This is a genomic window from Campylobacter novaezeelandiae (assembly GCF_018968685.1).
In the GTDB taxonomy this organism is placed as follows: domain Bacteria; phylum Campylobacterota; class Campylobacteria; order Campylobacterales; family Campylobacteraceae; genus Campylobacter_D; species Campylobacter_D novaezeelandiae.
Window position 1 is genome coordinate 505433 of record NZ_CP076657.1, and the last position, 20285, is coordinate 525717.

The following is a 20285-nucleotide window of genomic DNA, read 5'->3' on the forward strand; positions in this document are numbered from 1 at the left end:
ATTTAAATATTAAATTAATTTTTATTTAATATTAATTACAAATTTTTAAAAATTAATTAATTTTTAAATTTAAAAATTAATTAAAGACTTAATAGTATTTATAGTTCATAGAATATAGATAGATGTTTAGGTAATTTAGTAATTTAATAATGCATAATATTTTAAAATATTGTTTATTTTTTTAATTTTTCCTTGACAAAACCTTTTTTTTAGGTTAGAATAACAACCTAATTTTTGCTGGTTTAGCTCAGTTGGTAGAGCAGCTGCCTTGTAAGCAGCAGGTCGGGGGTTCAAGTCCCTTAACCAGCTCCATTTAACAGTGTTTGACCAGATAGAAGCGTTTTGGTGAGTTACTCAAGTGGCCAACGAGGGCAGACTGTAAATCTGCTGGCTTTCGCCTTCCGTGGTTCGAATCCACGACTCACCACCATCATTGCTTGCGGGAGTAGCTCAGTTGGCTAGAGCATCAGCCTTCCAAGCTGAGGGTCGCGGGTTCGAGTCCCGTTTCCCGCTCCAAAATTATAAACTGGGAGCTGTATTTATTTTAAAACTTACAGTTTATCTCCTAGATTTTTGTTGTCTATAAAAATAATTTTTCTGAGCGCTCGTATGGCTCAGAGGTAGAGCACTCCCTTGGTAAGGGAGAGGTCGCGGGTTCAATTCCCGCTATGAGCTCCATTGATTTGAAAAAATTATACAATATAGACTTGCTTTGCTTGATTATACTTTAATTATGGAGGAAAAAAATGGCTAAAGAAAAGTTTTCACGAAATAAGCCACATGTGAATATAGGAACAATTGGTCACGTTGACCATGGTAAAACAACTTTAACAGCTGCTATTTCTGCTGTTTTGTCAAGAAAAGGCTTGGCAGAGCTTAAAGATTATGATAATATCGATAATGCTCCAGAAGAGAAAGAACGTGGTATTACAATTGCTACTTCTCATATCGAGTATGAAACAGATAATCGCCATTATGCACATGTTGATTGTCCTGGCCACGCTGACTATGTTAAAAATATGATTACAGGTGCAGCGCAAATGGATGGAGCTATACTTGTTGTTTCTGCTGCTGATGGTCCTATGCCGCAAACTAGAGAGCATATATTACTTTCACGTCAAGTTGGAGTTCCTTATATTGTTGTTTTTATGAATAAAGCAGATATGGTAGATGATGCTGAACTTTTAGAATTAGTTGAAATGGAAATTAGAGAATTATTGAGTTCTTATGATTTTCCTGGAGATGATACTCCTATCATTTCTGGTTCAGCACTTAAAGCTTTAGAAGAAGCTAAGGCCGGACAAGACGGTGAATGGTCTGCAAAAATACTTGATCTTATGGCTGCAGTTGATAGTTATATACCAACACCAACTCGTGATACAGAGAAAGATTTCTTAATGCCAATTGAAGATGTTTTTTCAATTTCTGGTCGTGGAACAGTTGTTACAGGTAGAATAGAAAAAGGTATTGTTAAAGTTGGAGATACTGTAGAAATTGTAGGAATTAGAGATACTCAAACTACAACAGTTACAGGTGTAGAAATGTTTAGAAAAGAAATGGATCAAGGTGAAGCAGGTGATAATGTTGGAGTTCTTTTAAGAGGAACAAAAAAAGAAGATGTTATCCGTGGAATGGTTCTTGCTAAACCTAAGTCAATAACACCTCATACAGATTTTGAAGCTGAAGTTTATATTTTAAATAAAGATGAAGGTGGTAGACATACTCCATTCTTTAATAATTACAGACCGCAATTCTATGTAAGAACAACAGATGTAACTGGTTCTATCAAATTAGCCGAAGGTGTTGAAATGGTTATGCCAGGAGAAAATGTAAGAATTTCTGTAAGTTTAATTGCACCAGTTGCATTAGAAGAAGGAACTCGTTTTGCTATTCGTGAAGGTGGTAAAACTGTTGGTTCTGGTGTTGTTACAAAAATACTTAAATAAATAACTTAAATTTTAAAGCTAAGATTTAAAAATCTTAGCTTTTTATAAGGAATTAGAATGAGAATTAAAATAGGTTTAAAATGTGAAGAATGTGGTGATATAAATTATAGCACTTATAAAAATAGTAAGAATAATACTGAAAAATTAGAATTAAAAAAATATTGCCCAAGATTAAAAAAACATACTTTACATAAAGAAGTTAAATTAAAAAGTTAATCTTTTTAATTTTTATAGGGCAATAGCTCCAATGGTAGAGCGCCGGATTCCAAATCCGATGGTTGGGGGTTCGAGTCCCTCTTGCCCTGCCATATTGAAGGTTGATATAAATGGAAAAATTAATCACTTATTTTAAATTGTCAAAAACAGAATTAAGGAAAGTAATTTTTCCTTTAAAAGAACAAGTAAGAAATGCTTATATCACTGTATTTGTGGTTGTAACAGTAGTTTCTTTATTTTTGACATTGGTAGATTGGATAATGTCATCGGTTATTTCTTTAATTATAAAGTAAAGGAAACTAATGAATAATCATAAATGGTATGCTATTCAAACTTATGCTGGTAGTGAAATGGCAGTTAAAAGAGCTATTGAGAATTTAGTAAAAGATAATGGAATCGAAGAGCAACTTAAAAAAATTGTTGTTCCGACCGAAGATGTTATAGAATTTAAAAATGGAAAAGAAAAAATTAGTGAAAGAAGTCTTTATTCAGGTTATGTTTTTGCTTGTCTAGATTTAAATACAGAGCTTTGGCATCGTATACAATCTCTTCCAAAAGTAGGTCGTTTTATTGGAGAATCTAAAAAACCAACTCCTTTGAATGAAAAGGATATTGATTTAATTTTGGAAAAAGTGCATCATAAGGCTGCACCTAAGCCTAAAATTGCATTTGACGAGGGTGAGAATGTTAGAATTATTGAAGGTCCTTTTGCTAATTTTACTGGTATAGTAGAAGAATATGATATGGTTAGAGGATTATTAAAACTTAACGTTTCTATTTTTGGACGTTCAACACCAGTAGAAATTTTATATTCTCAAGTTGAAAAGATAATATAATACTTTAAGCATTTAATTTTTTAAGGAGATTTGGTTATGGCTAAAAAAGTTGTAGGTGAAATAAAATTACAGATTGCTGCTACAAAAGCAAATCCTTCACCTCCTGTAGGTCCTGCTTTGGGTCAGCAAGGTGTAAATATTATGGAGTTTTGTAAGGCTTTTAATGAAAGAACAAAAGATATGGCAGGATTTAACATACCTGTTGTAATTACTGTTTATGCAGATAAAAGTTTTACTTTTATTACTAAACAGCCTCCTGCTACTGATCTTATTAAAAAGGCTGCAGGTATTTCAAAGGGTGCGGATAATCCACTTAAAAATAAAGTGGGCAAGCTTACTCGTGCTCAAGTTTTAGAAATTGTTGATAAAAAGCTTGCAGATTTAAATACTAAAGATAGAGATCAGGCTGCAAAAATTATTGCAGGTTCAGCACGTTCTATGGGTGTTGAAATAGTTGATTAATATTAATAAATTTACCGCCAAAAAGGCGGAAGCACTTTAAAAATGCGGAGAGAATAGATGGCTAAAATGACTAAAAGATTAAAAGAATTATCAGAAAAAGTTGATTTAAAAAAGAACTATAATTTAAATGAAGCAATTGATAATATTAAAACTTTAGCTTCAGCTAAATTTGATGAGACGGTTGAAATCGCTCTTAAGCTTAATGTAGATCCAAGACATGCAGATCAAATGGTTCGTGGTTCAGTTGTTCTTCCAGCTGGAACTGGTAAAAAAGTTCGTGTGGCAGTAATTGCAAAAGATGCAAAAGCAGATGAAGCTAAAAATGCTGGAGCTGATATCGTTGGTAGTGATGATTTGGTTGAAGAGATTCAAAAGGGAAATATTAATTTTGATGTTTTAATTGCAACTCCAAATTTAATGGGTTTAGTAGGTAAAGTTGGTCGTATTTTAGGTCCAAAAGGATTAATGCCAAATCCTAAAACTGGAACAGTAACAATGGATGTTGCACAAGCGGTTAATAATGCAAAAAGTGGTCAGGTAAATTTCCGTGTAGATAAGCAAGGAAATATTCATGCAGGACTTGGAAAAGTTAGTTTTTCTAAAGATAAATTGTTTGATAATATTTCTACATTTGTTAAAGCGATTAATAAACATAAGCCAGCTGCTGCAAAGGGAAGATATATTAAGAGTGCAGCATTAAGTTTAACTATGAGTCCTTCATTAAAGCTTGAAGTTCAAGAATTATTAGATATGAAATAAGTTACCTTTAGATAAGGTAACTTAAAATAAATATTTGAAGAAATTTTTTTTCTTGAGATATTTATTTTAGATTGAAGATAGTCGAGGTATTTATACTTAATTAGATTTTTATCTGCTCTACTTGAAATCTCAATCGGAAAGGAGAAGATGTGACTAGAAGCGAAAAAGTTGAAATTATTGCTAAGCTTGAAGAGAATTTTAAAATGAGCGAAGCTATTGTAGTTTGTGACTACAGAGGCTTAAAAACTAAAAAGCTTGAAGAGCTTAGAAATAATGCAAGAGAAAATAATGTTAAAGTTCAAATTATTAAAAATACTTTAGCGAATATTGCTCTTTCAAATTCCGGTAAAAAAGGCTTAGAACTCAAAGATACTAATATTTATCTTTGGGGAGAAGATCAATTAAGCGTCTCAAAAGTTGCTGCAAAATTTGAAGAAAATAATGAATGCTTTAAAATTAAAAGTGCTTTTGTAGACGGTGAAGTTGTTGAAGTATCTAAAGTTAAAGCTTTAGCTAAAATGCCTTCACGTAATGAGTTGCTTGCTATGCTTTTGCAGGTTTGGAATGCGCCTATTACCAACTTTACAATAGGCCTAAATGCGTTAAAAAATAAAAAAGAATCAGAATAAAAGGATAAAAAATGGCGATAACAAAAGAAGATGTGTTAGAATATATTTCAAATTTAAGTGTTCTTGAATTATCAGAATTAGTAAAAGAATTCGAAGAAAAATTTGGTGTTTCTGCAGCTCCTGTAATGGTTGCAGCCGCTGGAGGTGCCGCTGGAGGTGCCGCTGGAGGTGCTGAAGAAAAAACTGAATTTGATATTGTTTTAACTGATAGTGGTGCTAAAAAAATCGAAGTAATTAAAATTGTTCGTGCTTTAACAGGTCTTGGATTAAAAGAAGCAAAAGATGCTGTTGAACAAACTCCTTCTACTTTAAAAGAGGGCGTAGCTAAAGCAGATGCTGAAGCAGCTAAAAAACAACTTGAAGAAGCTGGTGCTAAAGTAGAGCTTAAATAAGTTTATATGTTTAAGAAGGCTTTCTAATCTAAGCCTTCTTTATTTTAGTTTTTTACCTAATTTTAGGTCTTCTTTTTTAAATTTACCATATGAGGTATGCGATATGTCAAATAATAAACTAGGAAATCGTTTAAGAGTAGATTTCTCAAATATTTCGAAACAAATAGAAATTCCTAATCTTCTACAATTACAGAAAAAAAGTTTTGATTATTTTCTAAATCTTAATAATAGTGAAAGTGGTATAGAAAAAGTTTTTAAGTCTATTTTCCCAATACACGATCCTCAAAATAGATTGAGTTTAGAGTATGTTAGTAGCGAGATAGGTAAACCTAAATATACCATTAGAGAATGTATGGAAAGAGGTTTAACTTATTCAGTAAATTTAAAAATGAAAATCCGTCTCACTTTACATGAGAAAGATGAAAAAACAGGTGAGAAAATTGGTGTAAAAGATATTAAAGAACAAGAAATTTTTATAAGAGAAATTCCTCTTATGACTGATAGAGTTTCTTTTATTATCAATGGAGTTGAAAGAGTTGTTGTAAATCAATTGCATAGAAGTCCTGGGGTAATTTTCAAAGAAGAGGAAAGTTCTACAGTTGCAAATAAATTAGTTTATACAGCTCAAATCATTCCAGATCGTGGTTCTTGGCTTTATTTTGAGTATGATGCAAAAGATGTGCTTTATGTAAGGATTAATAAAAGAAGAAAAATTCCAGTAACCATGCTATTTAGAGCTTTGGGTTATAAAAAACAAGATATTATTAAATTATTTTATCCTATACAAACTATTCATGTTAAAAAGGATAAATTTTTAACAGAATTTAATCCAAATGATTTTATGGATAGAATAGAATATGATATTAAAGATGAAAAGGGTAAAGTTGTTCACCAAGCTGGAAAAAGACTAACCAGAAAAAAAGCAGAGCAACTCTTAAAAGATGGTTTAAAATGGATAGAATATCCTGTTGAAGTTCTTTTAAATCGTTATTTGGCAAATCCTATTATTAATAAAGAAACAGACGAAGTTTTATTTGATTCTTTAACTTTAATTGATGAAGCAAAATTAGTAAAAATAAAAGAACAAAAGAGTTTTGATATTGCCAATGATTTAGCTAATGGAGTAGATGCTGCAATTATTAATTCATTTGCACAGGATAATGAAACATTAAAATTACTTAAACAAAGTGAAAATATCGATGATGAAAATGATTTAGCAGCAATAAGAATTTATAAAGTAATGCGTCCTGGAGAACCTGTTGTTAAAGATGCAGCTAAAGCTTTTGTTAACGATTTATTTTTTAATCCTGAAAGATATGATCTTACAAAAGTAGGTCGTATGAAAATGAATCATAAGTTAGGATTGGATGTTCCAGAATATTTAACCGTTTTAACAAATGAAGATATTATAAAAACGGCAAAATATTTAATTAAAGTTAAAAATGGAAAAGGGCATATTGACGATAGAGATCATCTAGGAAATCGTAGAATTAGATCTATTGGAGAACTTTTAGCCAATGAATTACATTTAGGCTTAGCCAAAATGCAAAAAGCTATAAGAGATAAATTCACTTCTTTAAACACAGATATAGATAAAATCATGCCTTATGATTTGATTAATCCTAAAATGATTACCACAACTATCATTGAGTTTTTTACAGGCGGTCAACTCTCTCAATTTATGGATCAAACAAATCCTTTGAGTGAAATTACTCACAAGCGTCGTTTATCAGCTTTAGGTGAAGGTGGATTAGTTAAGGAAAGAGCTGGATTTGAAGTGCGTGATGTTCATGCTACTCATTATGGTAGGATTTGTCCTGTTGAAACTCCAGAAGGTCAAAATATAGGTCTTATTAATACACTTTCAACTTATGCTAAAGTGAACCAATTGGGTTTTGTAGAGGCTCCTTATAAAAAAGTTGTTAACGGAAAAGTAACAGATGAAATTGTGTATTTAACTGCTACTCAAGAAGAAGGAATGTTTATAGCTCCTGCTTCAACTAAAATTGATTCAAATGGTAATATTATCGAAGAATTTGTAGAAGCAAGACAAGATGGTGAAACTATACTTGCAAGACGTGAAGAAGTTCAACTCATAGATCTTTGTTCGGGTATGATAGTTGGTGTAGCTGCTTCTTTAATACCATTTTTAGAGCATGATGATGCTAATAGAGCTTTGATGGGTTCTAATATGCAACGTCAAGCTGTACCACTTTTGACCTCTAGTGCTCCAATTGTTGGAACTGGTATGGAAAAAATTATTGCCAGAGATGCTTGGGAAGCTGTAAAAGCTAAGCGTGGAGGAGTGGTAGAAAAAGTTGATAATAGAAGTATTTTTATTTTGGGAGAAGATGATAAAGGTCCTTTTATAGACCATTATACTTTAGAAAAAAATTTAAGAACAAATCAAAATACAAATTATATTCAACATCCTATTGTTAAAAAAGGCGATATTGTAAAAGCAGGTCAAATTATAGCCGATGGACCAAGCATGGATCAAGGAGAGCTTGCTATAGGAAAAAATGCATTAATAGCTTTTATGCCTTGGAATGGTTATAACTATGAAGATGCTATAGTAGTAAGTGAAAGAATCATACGTGAAGATACTTTTACAAGTGTGCATATTTATGAAAAAGAAATTGAAGCAAGAGAATTAAAAGATGGTGTTGAAGAAATTACTAAAGATATACCAAATGTTAAAGAAGAGGATATTGCACATTTAGATGAAAGTGGTATTGCTAAAATAGGAACACATATAAAACCAGGTATGATTTTAGTAGGTAAAGTTTCTCCAAAAGGTGAAGTAAAGCCTACTCCAGAAGAAAGATTATTAAGAGCAATTTTTGGAGAAAAAGCAGGGCATGTTGTCAACAAGTCTTTATATGCGACTGCTTCTTTAGAGGGTGTTGTAGTTGATGTTAAAATTTTTACTAAAAAAGGCTATGATAAAGATGATAGAGCTATAAAGTCTTATGATAAAGAAAAAATGACTTTAGAAAAAGAACATCATGATAGACTTTTAATGATGGATAGAGAAGAAATGTTAAGAGTATGCGCTTTATTATCTAATTCTCCTTTAAATAGTGAACAAAAAATTAATGATAAAACCTATAAAAAGGGGCAGAAAGTTGATATTAAGGAGCTTGAAAAAATCAATCGTTTCACTCTTGCTTCTTTGATTAAATCATATTCTAAAGAAGTGCAAAAAGAATACGAAGATCTAAAAAATCATTTTCAAAATGAAAAGAAAAAGCTTAAGAGTGAGCATGATGAGAAATTAGAAATTTTAGAAAAAGATGATATTTTACCAAGTGGAGTTGTGAAACTTGTTAAAGTTTATATTGCAACAAAAAGAAAACTTAAAGTTGGCGATAAAATGGCAGGACGTCACGGAAATAAAGGTATAGTTTCTACTATAGTACCAGAAGTAGATATGCCATATTTGCCAAATGGTAAAAGTGTAGATATCGCTCTTAATCCACTCGGTGTTCCAAGTCGTATGAATATAGGTCAAATTTTAGAAAGTCATCTTGGATTAGTCGGTCTAAGATTAGGAGATCAGATCCAAGAAATTTTTGATAAAAAACAAAAAGATTTTGTTAAAGAACTAAGAGCTAAAATGCTTGAGATTTGTTCAATTCCAAGACTTGAAAATGAAAGAAATTTTATTAAGAAATTGAGTGATGAAGAGATTTTAAATTATGCTAGGGATTGGAGTAAAGGGGTTAAATTTGCTACTCCAGTTTTTGAGGGAGTTAATATAGAAGAATTTGAAAAACTCTTTGAAATAGCTAAGGTTGATATGGATGGTAAAACTGAGCTTTATGATGGAAGAACTGGAGAAAAGATAGCAGAACGTGTTCATATAGGATGTATGTATATGTTAAAACTCCATCACTTAGTTGATGAAAAAGTTCATGCAAGAAGTACTGGTCCTTACAGCTTAGTAACCCAACAACCTGTAGGTGGAAAAGCTTTATTTGGGGGTCAAAGATTTGGTGAAATGGAAGTTTGGGCGCTTGAAGCTTATGGAGCCGCACATACTTTAAGAGAAATGCTCACGATAAAATCAGATGATGTCGAAGGAAGATTTAGTGCTTATAAGGCTTTAACTAAAGGAGAAAATGTTCCTGCAACAGGAATTCCTGAAACATTTTTTGTTTTAACTAATGAACTTAAATCTCTTGCTTTAGATGTTGAAATTTTTGATAAGGAAGAAGATAATGAGTAAGCTTAAAATTATAGAAATCAAGGAAGAAGCAAGACCAAGGGATTTTGAGGCTTTTCAATTAAGACTTGCCAGCCCTGAAAAGATTAAATCTTGGTCATATGGAGAAGTTAAAAAGCCTGAAACAATTAATTATAGAACTTTAAAACCAGAAAGAGATGGTCTTTTTTGTGCAAAAATTTTCGGTCCTATACGTGATTATGAATGTCTTTGTGGTAAATATAAAAAGATGCGCTTTAAGGGTGTGAAATGTGAAAAATGTGGAGTAGAGGTTGCAAATTCTAAGGTGCGTCGTTCAAGAATGGGGCACATCGAACTTGTAACTCCAGTAGCTCATATTTGGTATGTAAATTCTTTACCAAGTCGTATAGGAACTTTGCTTGGCGTTAAGATGAAAGATCTTGAGCGCGTGCTTTATTATGAGGCTTATATTGTTGAAAATCCAGGTGATGCATATTATGATAACGAAAATACCAAAAAAGTAGAATTCTGTGATGTTTTAAATGAAGAGCAATATCAAAATTTAATGCAACGTTATGAGAATAGCGGCTTTAAAGCGAGAATGGGTGGTGAAGTAGTTAGAGATTTGCTTGCAAATTTAGATCTTGTTTCGCTTTTAAATCAATTAAAAGAAGAAATGAGTGCTACAAATTCTGAAGCAAAGAAAAAAACTATTATAAAACGCTTAAAAGTAGTAGAAAATTTTCTAAATTCAAATTTAAATGCTAATACAGATAGTGAAGATGCAGTGCCAAATCGTCCAGAATGGATGATGATTACAAATCTTCCAGTTTTACCTCCAGATTTACGTCCTTTAGTAGCTTTAGATGGGGGAAAATTTGCTGTTTCTGATGTAAATGATTTATATCGTAGAGTTATTAATAGAAACACTCGTTTAAAAAAGCTTATGGAGCTTGATGCACCAGAAATCATTATAAGAAATGAAAAGAGAATGCTTCAAGAAGCAGTAGATGCACTTTTTGATAATGGACGTCGTGCCAATGCCGTAAAAGGTGCAAATAAACGTCCTTTAAAATCTTTAAGTGAGATTATCAAAGGAAAACAAGGAAGATTCAGACAGAATTTACTTGGTAAAAGAGTTGATTTTTCTGGTCGTAGTGTTATTGTTGTAGGACCAAAATTAAGAATGGATCAGTGTGGTTTACCTAAAAAAATGGCTTTAGAACTTTTTAAACCACATCTTTTAGCTAAATTGGAAGAAAAAGGTTATGCTACAACAGTTAAACAAGCTAAAAAAATGATAGAAAACAAAACTAATGAAGTTTGGGAGTGCTTGGAAGAAGTTGTTGAGGGACATCCTGTTATGCTTAATCGTGCGCCAACTCTACATAAGCTTTCTATACAGGCATTTCACCCTGTTTTAGTTGAAGGTAAGGCAATACAACTTCATCCTCTAGTTTGTGCTGCGTTTAATGCAGACTTTGATGGGGATCAAATGGCTGTTCATGTTCCTTTATCTCAAGAAGCTATTGCAGAGTGTAAAGTTCTTATGCTTTCATCAATGAATATTCTTTTGCCAGCAAGTGGTAAATCTGTTACTGTTCCTTCGCAAGATATGGTTTTAGGAATTTATTATCTTTCTTTGGAGAAAGCAGGAGCAAAAGGGGCTCATAAAATTTGCACAGGAATTGATGAAGTGATGATGGCTTTAGAATCAAAAAGTCTTGATATTCACGCTAGCATTCAAACTCTTGTAGATGGACGTAAGATTACAACAACAGCAGGGCGTTTAATTATTAAATCCATTTTACCTGATTTTGTTCCAGAATACAGTTGGAATAAAGTTTTAAAGAAAAAAGATATTGCTGCTCTTGTAGATTATGTCTATAAACAAGGTGGTTTAGAAATTACAGCAAGTTTCTTAGATAAATTAAAAAATCTTGGTTTTGAGTATGCTACAAAAGCTGGGGTTTCTATATCTATTGCTGATATTATTGTTCCAAAAAATAAAGAAAAAGCAATCAATGAAGCTAAAAAACAAGTAAGAGAAATTCAAAATTCTTATAATCTTGGACTTATCACTTCGGGTGAAAGATATAATAAAATTATAGATATTTGGAAAAGTACCAATAACATTCTTTCAAAAGAAATGATGAATTTAGTAGAAAAAGATAAAGATGGCTTTAACTCTATTTATATGATGGCAGATTCTGGAGCTAGAGGTAGTGCAGCTCAAATTTCTCAGCTTGCTGCCATGAGAGGACTTATGACTAAACCAGATGGTTCTATTATAGAAACACCAATTATTTCTAATTTCCGTGAAGGATTAAATGTTCTTGAGTATTTTATATCTACCCATGGAGCTAGAAAAGGGCTTGCCGATACCGCACTTAAAACGGCAAATGCAGGTTATTTAACAAGAAAGCTTATAGATGTTGCACAAAATGTAAAAATTACTATTGAAGATTGTGGAACTCACGAAGGTATAGAAATTAATGAAATTACTGCTGATAGCTCTATTATAGAGACTTTAGAAGAAAGAATTTTAGGAAGGGTTTTAGCTGAAGATGTGATTGACCCTATTACAAATTCAGTTCTTTTTGCTGAAGGCACTTTGATTGATGAAGAGAAAGCTAAAATTTTAGGAGAAAGCGGAATTAAAAGTGTAAATATTAGAACTCCTATAACTTGTAAAGCTAAAAAAGGAATTTGTGCTAAATGTTATGGCGTGAATTTAGGAGAAGGAAAGCTTGTAAGACCTGGTGAAGCTGTGGGAATTATTTCTGCTCAGTCTATTGGAGAACCTGGAACTCAGCTTACACTTAGAACTTTCCATAGCGGTGGAACAGCAAGTACTGATTTACAAGATAGACAAGTAAGTGCTCAAAAAGAAGGTTTTATAAGATTTTACAATCTTAAAACTTATAAAAATAAAGAAAATAAAAGTATTGCGGCAAATCGTAGAAATGCGGCTATTTTGCTTGTTGAGCCTAAAATAAAAGCTCCATTTAAGGGAGTTATCAATGTAGAGAATATCCACGAAGATGTTGTTATTTCGGTTAAAAATAAAAAGCAAGAAGCCAAATTCATTTTGAGAAAATATGATTTAGCAAAACCAAATGAATTAGCTGGTGTAAGTGGTAATATCGATGGTAAATTCTATTTGCCTTATCAAAGCGGTAGTGAAGTTGAAGAAGATGAAAGCATTGTAGAGGTTATTAAAGAGGGTTGGAATATCCCAAATCGTATTCCTTTTGCAAGTGATATTTTAGTAAAAGACGGCGATCCTATAGTTCAAAATATTAAAGCAGGAGAAAAAGGAACTTTAAAATTCTATATTTTAAAAGGAGATGGACTCGATAGAGTTAAAAATGTCAAAAAAGGCGATATAGTTAAAGAAAAAGGCTTTTTTGTTGTAATTGCAGATGAAAATGATAGAGAGGCAAAAAGATATTATATCCCAAGAGAATCAAAAATAGAATTTGATGATAGTACTTTTATTGAAGACCCAAATACTATAATTGTAAGTGCAACCAAAAAAGATAAAAATATTATTGCAGAATGGGATGCTTATAATCATACCACTATAGCAGAAATCGATGGAGTTGTTGCATTTGAAGATATAGAAGCGGGCTATAGTGCAGATGAGCAAGTAGATGAAGCTACCGGAAAAAGATCTTTAGTGATTAATGAATATTTACCAAGCGGAGTAAGACCGACATTAATCATAGCAGGAAAAGGAGAAAAATCTGTTCGCTATCAGCTTGAGCCAAAAACAGTTATTTTGGTTAGTGATGGTGATAAAGTAGCTCAAGCAGATATTTTAGCAAAAACTCCAAAAGCAGCTACAAAATCAAAAGATATTACTGGAGGTCTTCCAAGAGTTTCTGAGCTTTTTGAAGCTAGAAAACCTAAAAATAGTGCTGTTATAGCAGAAATTGATGGAGTTGTAAGATTTGACAAGCCATTGCGTTCTAAAGAAAGAATTATTATACAAGCTGAAGATGGCACTAGTGTAGAATATTTGATTGATAAATCAAAACATATTCAAGTAAGAGATGGAGAATTTATCCATGCAGGTGAAAAACTTACTGATGGAGTTATTTCAAGTCATGATGTTCTTAAAATTTTAGGCGAAAAAGCTTTACATTATTATTTGATTTCTGAGATTCAGCAAGTTTATCGCGGACAAGGTGTTGTAATTTCAGATAAGCATATAGAAGTTATTGTATCTCAAATGTTAAGACAGGTTAAAATTGTTGATAGCGGTAATACTAAATTTATTGAAGGAGATTTAGTTTCAAGACGTAAATTTAGACAAGAAAATGAAAGAATTATTAAAATGGGCGGAGAGCCGGCTATAGCTGAACCGGTTCTTTTAGGGGTTACGCGAGCAGCTATTGGAAGTGATAGCGTCATATCTGCTGCATCTTTCCAAGAAACGACTAAGGTTTTGACAGAAGCAAGTATAGCTGGTAAATTTGATTATTTAGAGGATTTAAAAGAAAATGTAATTTTAGGTCGTATGATTCCTGTTGGAACCGGTTTATATCATGAGCAAGATTTCAAATTAAGAGAAAATATCGAATAGTTTTAGCTATTCGATATTTTTAAATATCTACTTTTATTTTATTTATCTTATTTCTTTTAAAGAAAAAATTAATTTTATTTTCGATAGACTGCTAAGTTTGTATATTAAAAAATGAAAGGAACTTAATATGGCTACATCTGAAAGTAGACGAAGCTTTATGGGTTTTGCATTTGGAAGTGTGGCTGCTGTGGGCGGCATTTTTTCATTAGTTGCAATGAAAAAAACTTGGGACCCACTTCCAAGTGTAAAAGCTGCTGGTTTTACCACTGTTGATTTATCTGGAATGCAAGCAGGAGAACTTAGAACAATAGAATGGCGTAAAAAACCTATCTTTATTCTAAAAAAAGATGAAAGTATGCCAAGAGACGAGAAGCGTGATGTTGTAGTTGGTAATGCAGCATATACCGTTGTTATAGGATTGTGTACCCATCTAGGATGTATACCAGCTTATGCACCGAGTGAGCAATTATTTAAATGTGCTTGTCATGGTGGAGAATTTGATGTGAGTGGCAAAAATGTATTTGGACCTCCTCCTAAGCCTTTAGAAATTCCTCCATTTAAAATTGATGGAACAAAACTTGTTTTAGGTGAAGAGGGTTTAGAATATAAAAAAATGATAGCGGAGGCTTAAAATGGCACATATTAGAAAAGCTAATGGCATAATGGATTGGCTTGATCAAAGACTTGCAATTTATAAATTATTAGATGTTTTAATGGTTAAATATTGGATACCAAAACAAATTAACTTTTTATGGGCTATGGGTGTTATATTAACCACTCTTTTTGCAATACTTTTTGTAACAGGTTTGTTGCTTGTTATGTATTATAAGCCAGATACTGCATTGGCTTTTGATAGTGTAAATAAAACTATTATGCAAGAAGTAGATTATGGTTGGCTTTGGCGACATATGCACGGTGTTGCGGCTTCTGTAGTATTTTTAATCATTTATATTCATATGCTAACAGGAATTTATTATGGGTCTTATAAAAAAGGCCGAGAGATGATTTGGGTTAGTGGAATGCTTTTATTTATTGTATTTTCAGCTGAAGCGTTTAGTGGATATATGTTGCCTTGGGGACAAATGAGTTATTGGGCTGCACAAGTTATCACAAATCTTTTTGGTGGTATTCCTTTTATAGGTCCTGAGCTTGTAATTTGGATAAGAGGAGACTACGCTGTTTCAGATCCAACTTTAACAAGATTTTTTATGCTTCATGTTTGTTTGTTGCCTATAGTTATTATTGCTCTTATTGTTGTGCATTTTTATACTTTAAGAATTCCTCATGTAAATAATGAAATTTCAGAAGAATTAGACTTTGATTTAGAAGCTGAAAAATATATGGCAGGAGATACAAAAGGATCTAAAGTTATTCCTTTTTGGCCAGGATTTTTATCTAAAGATTTTATGTATATTTGCTTGTTTATGATTTTCTTTTTCTACTTAGTTTGTTTTAAATTTGATTTTGCTATGGATCCTATTAATTTTGATCCGGCTAATGCATTAAAAACACCAGCACATATCTATCCTGAATGGTATTTTTTATGGTCTTATGAAGTATTAAGAGGATTTTTCTTTGATATTGCGGGAATTAAAGCTTTTGATATAGGTTTAGCTGCTTTTGGTATAGCTCAAATTATTTTCTTCTTATTGCCTTGGCTTGATAGAAGTGATGTAGTAAAACCTGCTCATGATAGACCATTATTTTTTATATGGTTTTGGATTTTATTGATAGACTTAATTGTTTTAACTGTTTATGGTAAACTCCCTCCAACGGGTGTTAATGCTTGGGTTGGTTTTTACGCTTCTATAGTTTTTTTACTAATGCTTATTGTGGTTTTACCTATAATTACTATTTTAGAGAGAAAAGGAGCTAAGTCATGAGAGAGCTAAAAATATTTTTAGTTGTAGTAGTATTTACTGGACTTGTTTATTGGGGTGTTGAACCTTATGCTCACTCTGTTATGAAGCCTCATGTAGCTCCTGCAAATTTTAATTTTGCAGTTGAAGATATTGATTATGCAAAAAGCGTTATTGCATCTAAAGAGTTAGCACTTGATGAAGCGCAAAAGTCAAATGATGAAAAAAGAATACAAAGTGCCAGAAAAGATCTTGAACTTGCAAAAGAAAATTTAGTTAAAAATGAAAAACTTTGGAATGAAGTGGATAAAATTGACTTTTCTAAGGCAGATGCTAAAAAAGGAAAAGAATTTTTTGAAGGAAATTGCTTTGCTTGTCATGGAATTAAAGCTGATAATATGCCAGCAAATATTACAGACTCTTCTTTAGGTGTCATTCCTCCTGATTTAAGTTCTGCGGCAAATTTATATGATGAGAAATTTTTAGCCGCTTTAATTATGTATCCAGCACTTGCTCTAAAAGTAGATCATAAATTTGGAGATGCTTTTATTATGAGTGCTTACAATACAGAAACATCTGGAGAAAATCAAGAGACAGTTAATGCTAATATTGCAAATGTTATTGCTTACCTTAAAGAAGTTGGCGTGAAATTTAAAACACAAGAAGATACTGCTATTCAAAAAGAGATTGAAGCAAAATATGCTAATTTAACAGATGAGAAACGAAAAATAGCTTTGATAAATAAAGATGTAGCTTTTGCAAAAGATAGAGTAACTTTTATAGAAGCTTGTGGTCGTTGTCATGATGTTAAGTATGATAATTTTCTTACTCCATCTAATCATGATGATTTGAAAAATTATCTTGGTTCAGTTCCGCCTGATTTATCTATGATGATACGTTCAAGAGGTGAGCAGTATCTTCATGACTTTATAAATAATACTCAAAAATTACTCCCAGGAACAGCAATGCCAAGAGTAGGACTGAATGAAGAGTCTCAAGCTAAAGTTATTTCTTACTTAGAAAAAGTAGGTGATAGTAAAAAAGAACAAAGAGAAAATTTAGGAATTTATATAATGATTTTCTTTGTAATTTTAAGTATTTTAGCTATAGGATGGAAAAGATCTGTTTGGTCTAAACTTCATTAAAATTTTTATCACTTTTTTAAAAAAGTGATAAAAATAATTTTATTCTTCATATACTTCAATTTTATTAATTTTTAGATTCTATACTGTTTATATAAATTTTTATTATTGGAGTATATTATGCTAGAAAAGAAAATTATTAAACTAATTCTTTCAAAATGGGATTATGGTGATTTTAGGATTGTTTTTTGGGATAAAGAAGAATTTATTTTAGGCAAAAATCAGCCTAAATTTTCTTTAATTTTAAAAGAGAAAATACCTTTTTATGTTTTATTTAAAGATACGAGTTTGATTTTTGCTCAATATTATATGCAAGGAAAATTAGATATTGAGGGTGATTATAATGAAATAGCTAAAGTTTTATATTATTTTTCTAATAAAAAATATTTAAAAAATAAGAATGTCTTAAGTAAAATAGCCCAAAATAAAGAAAGTGAAAATATTAAAAGTCATTATGATTTAGGAAATGATTTTTATAAACTTTGGCTTGATGAAACCATGAGCTACTCATGTGCTTATTTCAAAAATCCTAAAGAAACTCTTTATGAGGCACAACTTAATAAAATTGAGCATACTTTAAAAAAATTAAATTTAAAACCCAAAGAAAAACTTTTAGATATAGGATGTGGCTGGGGATGGCTTTCTGTTATCGCAGCACAAAAGTATGGAGTTGAAGTTGTTGGTATTACAATTTCTAAAGAGCAGTATCAAAAGGCCAATGAAAGAGTTAAGGAATTAGGACTTGAAAATCAAATTGAAATTAAACTTCAAAACTATCAAGATTTAAAATATCATAATTATTTTGATAAAGTTGTTTCTGTTGGTATGTTTGAACATGTTGGTAGAAAAAATTTGGATCTTTATTTTGCAAAAGTAAAACAAATGTTAAAACCCGGTGGTTTATTTTTGCTTCATTCTATTTTATCAATGTTTGAGGGAAAGACTAATGCATGGATAGATAAGTATATTTTTCCAGGGGGATATTTACCGTCTTTAAGAGAAGTTATAAGTATAATGAGCGAAAGAGATTTTCATCTTTTATTGGCAGAAAGTTTAAGATTGCATTATGCTAAAACTTTAGATATTTGGACTAATAATTTTAATCTAGCTGTTGATCAAGTACGTAAAAAATATGATGAAGAATTTATTAGAATGTGGAATTTATATTTACGTTCTTGCTCTGCAGCTTTTAAAGTTGGAAGTGTAGATTTATTTCAATTATTAATTACCAAAGAAATTAATAATGAAATTCCATTAACTCAAGAACATATTTATAAGTAAAAACTAAAATAAAATTTGATAAAATAACTGTTTTGATTTCACACGTATCAATTCTTTTTAGCTTTGTAAATAAAAAAGGATACGGAGGAATAAAAGCTAAATTTAAGGAGAAATTATGGTTAGTATGAGAGATTTGTTAGAATGCGGTGTGCATTTTGGACATCAAACAAGAAGATGGAATCCAAAGATGAAAAAATTTATTTTTGGAGAAAGAAAAGGTATCTATGTTATCGACTTGCAAAAAACTTTAAGATATTTTAGATACACCTATAATATTGTTCGTGATGCAGCTGCTGAGGGAAAAACTATATTGTTTGTTGGAACCAAAAAACAAGCAGGTGGAGCTATTAAAGAGTATGCTGAAAAATGCGGAATGCCTTATGTCAATCATCGTTGGCTAGGTGGTATGATGACAAATTTTGGCACTATTCGTCAGTCGATAAGAAAATTAGAAGTTATAGAAAAAATGGAAGAAGATGGTAGCATTAAACTTTTGACAAAAAAAGAAGCTTTAATGCTTACAAGAAAAAAAGAGAAATTACTTGCATATTTAGGCGGTATTCGTTATATGAAAACTCAGCCTGATATGATTTTTGTTATTGATACTGTAAAAGAAAAAATTGCTGTTACAGAAGCTAATAGACTTGGAATTCCTGTTGTAGCTCCTCTTGATACAAATTGTGATCCAGATTTGGTTACTTATCCGATACCAGGAAATGATGATGCTATTCGTTCTGTTCAACTTTTTTGTCAAGAAATGGCTGAAGCAATTAATGAGGGTAAAGCCTTAAGAGAGCAAGATGGATTAGAAGAAATAGAACAAAAAAATGAAATTTCTGAAAGTGAAAAAAAAGAAATTATTGATGAAGCAATGAGTGAAGAAGACTTTAAGGAGCAAGAATAATGGCTGAAATTTCTGCACAAATGGTAAAAGAACTGCGCGAAAGCACTGGCGCAGGAATGATGGATTGTAAAAATGCTTTAAAAGAAAGTAATGGAGACTTTGATAAAGCTGTTCAACTTTTAAGAGAAAAAGGACTTGGTAAAGCAGCTAAAAAAGCAGATCGTTTGGCGGCTGAGGGATTAATTAGTGTTAAAGTGAGTGATGATTTTAAAACAGCAACTTTAAGTGAGATTAATTCAGAAACAGACTTTGTTGCAAAAAATGAGCAATTTATTGCTTTAACAAAAGAAACAACAGAGCATATACAAATTAATGATTTAAAAAACAATGATGAACTTAAAAATAGCAAGATTAACGGGGTTGCTTTTGAAGATTATTTAAAAACTCAAATTGCTACTATTGGAGAGAATTTAGTTGTAAGAAGATTTGAGACTATTAAGACTAATGATCAAAAAGGTATAGTTAATGGCTATATCCATACTAATGGTCGTGTAGGTGTTATTATCGCAGCAAATTGTGAAAATGAAGAAGTAGCTCAAAAATCGAAAGATTTTTTAAAACAACTTTGTATGCACATAGCTGCTATGAAGCCTAGTTATTTAAGCTATGAAGAACTTGATATGGATTTTATTGAAAACGAATATAAAGCTTTGGTGGCTGAACTTGAAAAAGAAAATGAAGAAAGACGCCGTTTAAAAGATCCAAATAAGCCAGAGCATAAAATTCCTAAATTTGCTAGTAGAAAACAGCTTAATGAAACTATTTTAAAACAAGTTGAAGATGATATTAAAGCAGAGCTTAAAGCACAAAATAAACCTGAAAAAATTTGGGCAAATATTATTCCTGGAAAAATTAATAGTTTTATAGCTGATAATTCTCAACTTGATAGCAAATTAACGCTTATGGGACAATTTTATGTAATGGATGATAAAAAAACTATTGAACAAGTAATTGCGCAAAAAGAACAAGAATTTGGCGGAAAAATTCAAATTGTGAAATTTGTTCGTTTTGAAGTGGGCGAAGGCTTAGAGAAAAAGACTGAAGATTTTGCTGCAGAAGTTGCTGCACAAATGAGCTAA

The 20285-nt window shown here is 31.4% G+C and carries 16 protein-coding genes and 5 tRNA genes; all 21 read left to right on the forward strand.

Annotated elements, in window-relative coordinates; translation table 11 throughout:
* Positions 1-236 precede the first annotated feature (236 nt).
* Positions 237-312, forward strand: a tRNA-Thr gene (locus CNZW441b_RS02655).
* 32 nt (positions 313-344) lie between these two features.
* Positions 345-430, forward strand: a tRNA-Tyr gene (locus tag CNZW441b_RS02660).
* A 9-nt stretch (positions 431-439) separates the two neighbouring features.
* Positions 440-516 (forward strand) — tRNA-Gly (locus CNZW441b_RS02665).
* 87 nt (positions 517-603) lie between these two features.
* Positions 604-678, forward strand: a tRNA-Thr gene (locus CNZW441b_RS02670).
* A 68-nt stretch (positions 679-746) separates the two neighbouring features.
* Positions 747-1946 (forward strand): elongation factor Tu, encoded by a 1200-nt coding sequence (tuf, locus tag CNZW441b_RS02675; protein WP_131163605.1) that lies wholly within the window; start codon positions 747-749, stop codon positions 1944-1946.
* Positions 1947-2003: 57 nt separating this feature from the next.
* A complete protein-coding gene (gene rpmG / locus CNZW441b_RS02680) occupies positions 2004-2162 on the forward strand; it encodes a 50S ribosomal protein L33 (RefSeq protein ID WP_131163604.1) in 159 nt (52 codons plus the stop codon).
* A 16-nt stretch (positions 2163-2178) separates the two neighbouring features.
* Positions 2179-2254, forward strand: a tRNA-Trp gene (locus CNZW441b_RS02685).
* 18 nt (positions 2255-2272) lie between these two features.
* On the forward strand, positions 2273-2455 hold the full coding sequence (secE, locus tag CNZW441b_RS02690) for a preprotein translocase subunit SecE (RefSeq protein ID WP_131166332.1): 183 nt from the start codon (positions 2273-2275) through the stop codon (positions 2453-2455).
* 9 nt (positions 2456-2464) lie between these two features.
* Positions 2465-2998, forward strand: coding sequence for a transcription termination/antitermination protein NusG (nusG, locus tag CNZW441b_RS02695; protein ID WP_131163602.1), 534 nt, complete (start codon positions 2465-2467; stop codon positions 2996-2998).
* Between the two features lie 36 nt (positions 2999-3034).
* Positions 3035-3460, forward strand: a complete 426-nt coding sequence (gene rplK / locus CNZW441b_RS02700; RefSeq protein WP_027304856.1) for a 50S ribosomal protein L11 — start codon at positions 3035-3037, stop codon at positions 3458-3460.
* A gap of 57 nt (positions 3461-3517) precedes the next feature.
* The gene (gene rplA, locus CNZW441b_RS02705) at positions 3518-4219 is read left to right on the forward strand and encodes a 50S ribosomal protein L1 (protein WP_131163601.1); all 702 of its coding nucleotides are present in this window, start codon (positions 3518-3520) and stop codon (positions 4217-4219) included.
* 149 nt (positions 4220-4368) lie between these two features.
* Positions 4369-4848, forward strand: a complete 480-nt coding sequence (gene rplJ / locus CNZW441b_RS02710; RefSeq protein WP_131163600.1) for a 50S ribosomal protein L10 — start codon at positions 4369-4371, stop codon at positions 4846-4848.
* A gap of 11 nt (positions 4849-4859) precedes the next feature.
* On the forward strand, positions 4860-5240 hold the full coding sequence (gene rplL, locus CNZW441b_RS02715) for a 50S ribosomal protein L7/L12 (protein ID WP_131163599.1): 381 nt from the start codon (positions 4860-4862) through the stop codon (positions 5238-5240).
* A 103-nt stretch (positions 5241-5343) separates the two neighbouring features.
* Entirely contained in the window at positions 5344-9471 is a 4128-nt protein-coding gene (gene rpoB / locus CNZW441b_RS02720; protein ID WP_216681528.1) for a DNA-directed RNA polymerase subunit beta, read from the forward strand.
* Positions 9464-14020, forward strand: a complete 4557-nt coding sequence (gene rpoC / locus CNZW441b_RS02725; RefSeq protein WP_216681529.1) for a DNA-directed RNA polymerase subunit beta' — start codon at positions 9464-9466, stop codon at positions 14018-14020. The genes rpoB and rpoC overlap by 8 nt, the downstream gene beginning before the upstream one ends.
* Positions 14021-14147: 127 nt before the next feature.
* The gene (gene petA, locus CNZW441b_RS02730) at positions 14148-14651 is read left to right on the forward strand and encodes a ubiquinol-cytochrome c reductase iron-sulfur subunit (RefSeq protein WP_216681530.1); all 504 of its coding nucleotides are present in this window, start codon (positions 14148-14150) and stop codon (positions 14649-14651) included.
* Position 14652: 1 nt separating this feature from the next.
* Positions 14653-15903: a cytochrome b gene (locus CNZW441b_RS02735; RefSeq protein WP_131163595.1), complete on the forward strand. Its 1251-nt coding sequence runs from the start codon at positions 14653-14655 to the stop codon at positions 15901-15903.
* A complete protein-coding gene (locus CNZW441b_RS02740; protein ID WP_216681531.1) occupies positions 15900-17024 on the forward strand; it encodes a c-type cytochrome in 1125 nt (374 codons plus the stop codon). Before CNZW441b_RS02735 ends, CNZW441b_RS02740 begins: the two co-directional genes overlap by 4 nt.
* Before the next feature lie 117 nt (positions 17025-17141).
* Positions 17142-18302, forward strand: a complete 1161-nt coding sequence (locus CNZW441b_RS02745; RefSeq protein ID WP_131166329.1) for a class I SAM-dependent methyltransferase — start codon at positions 17142-17144, stop codon at positions 18300-18302.
* A 115-nt stretch (positions 18303-18417) separates the two neighbouring features.
* A complete protein-coding gene (gene rpsB, locus CNZW441b_RS02750) occupies positions 18418-19206 on the forward strand; it encodes a 30S ribosomal protein S2 (protein WP_131166328.1) in 789 nt (262 codons plus the stop codon).
* A complete protein-coding gene (gene tsf, locus CNZW441b_RS02755) occupies positions 19206-20285 on the forward strand; it encodes a translation elongation factor Ts (protein WP_131163591.1) in 1080 nt (359 codons plus the stop codon). The genes rpsB and tsf overlap by 1 nt, the downstream gene beginning before the upstream one ends.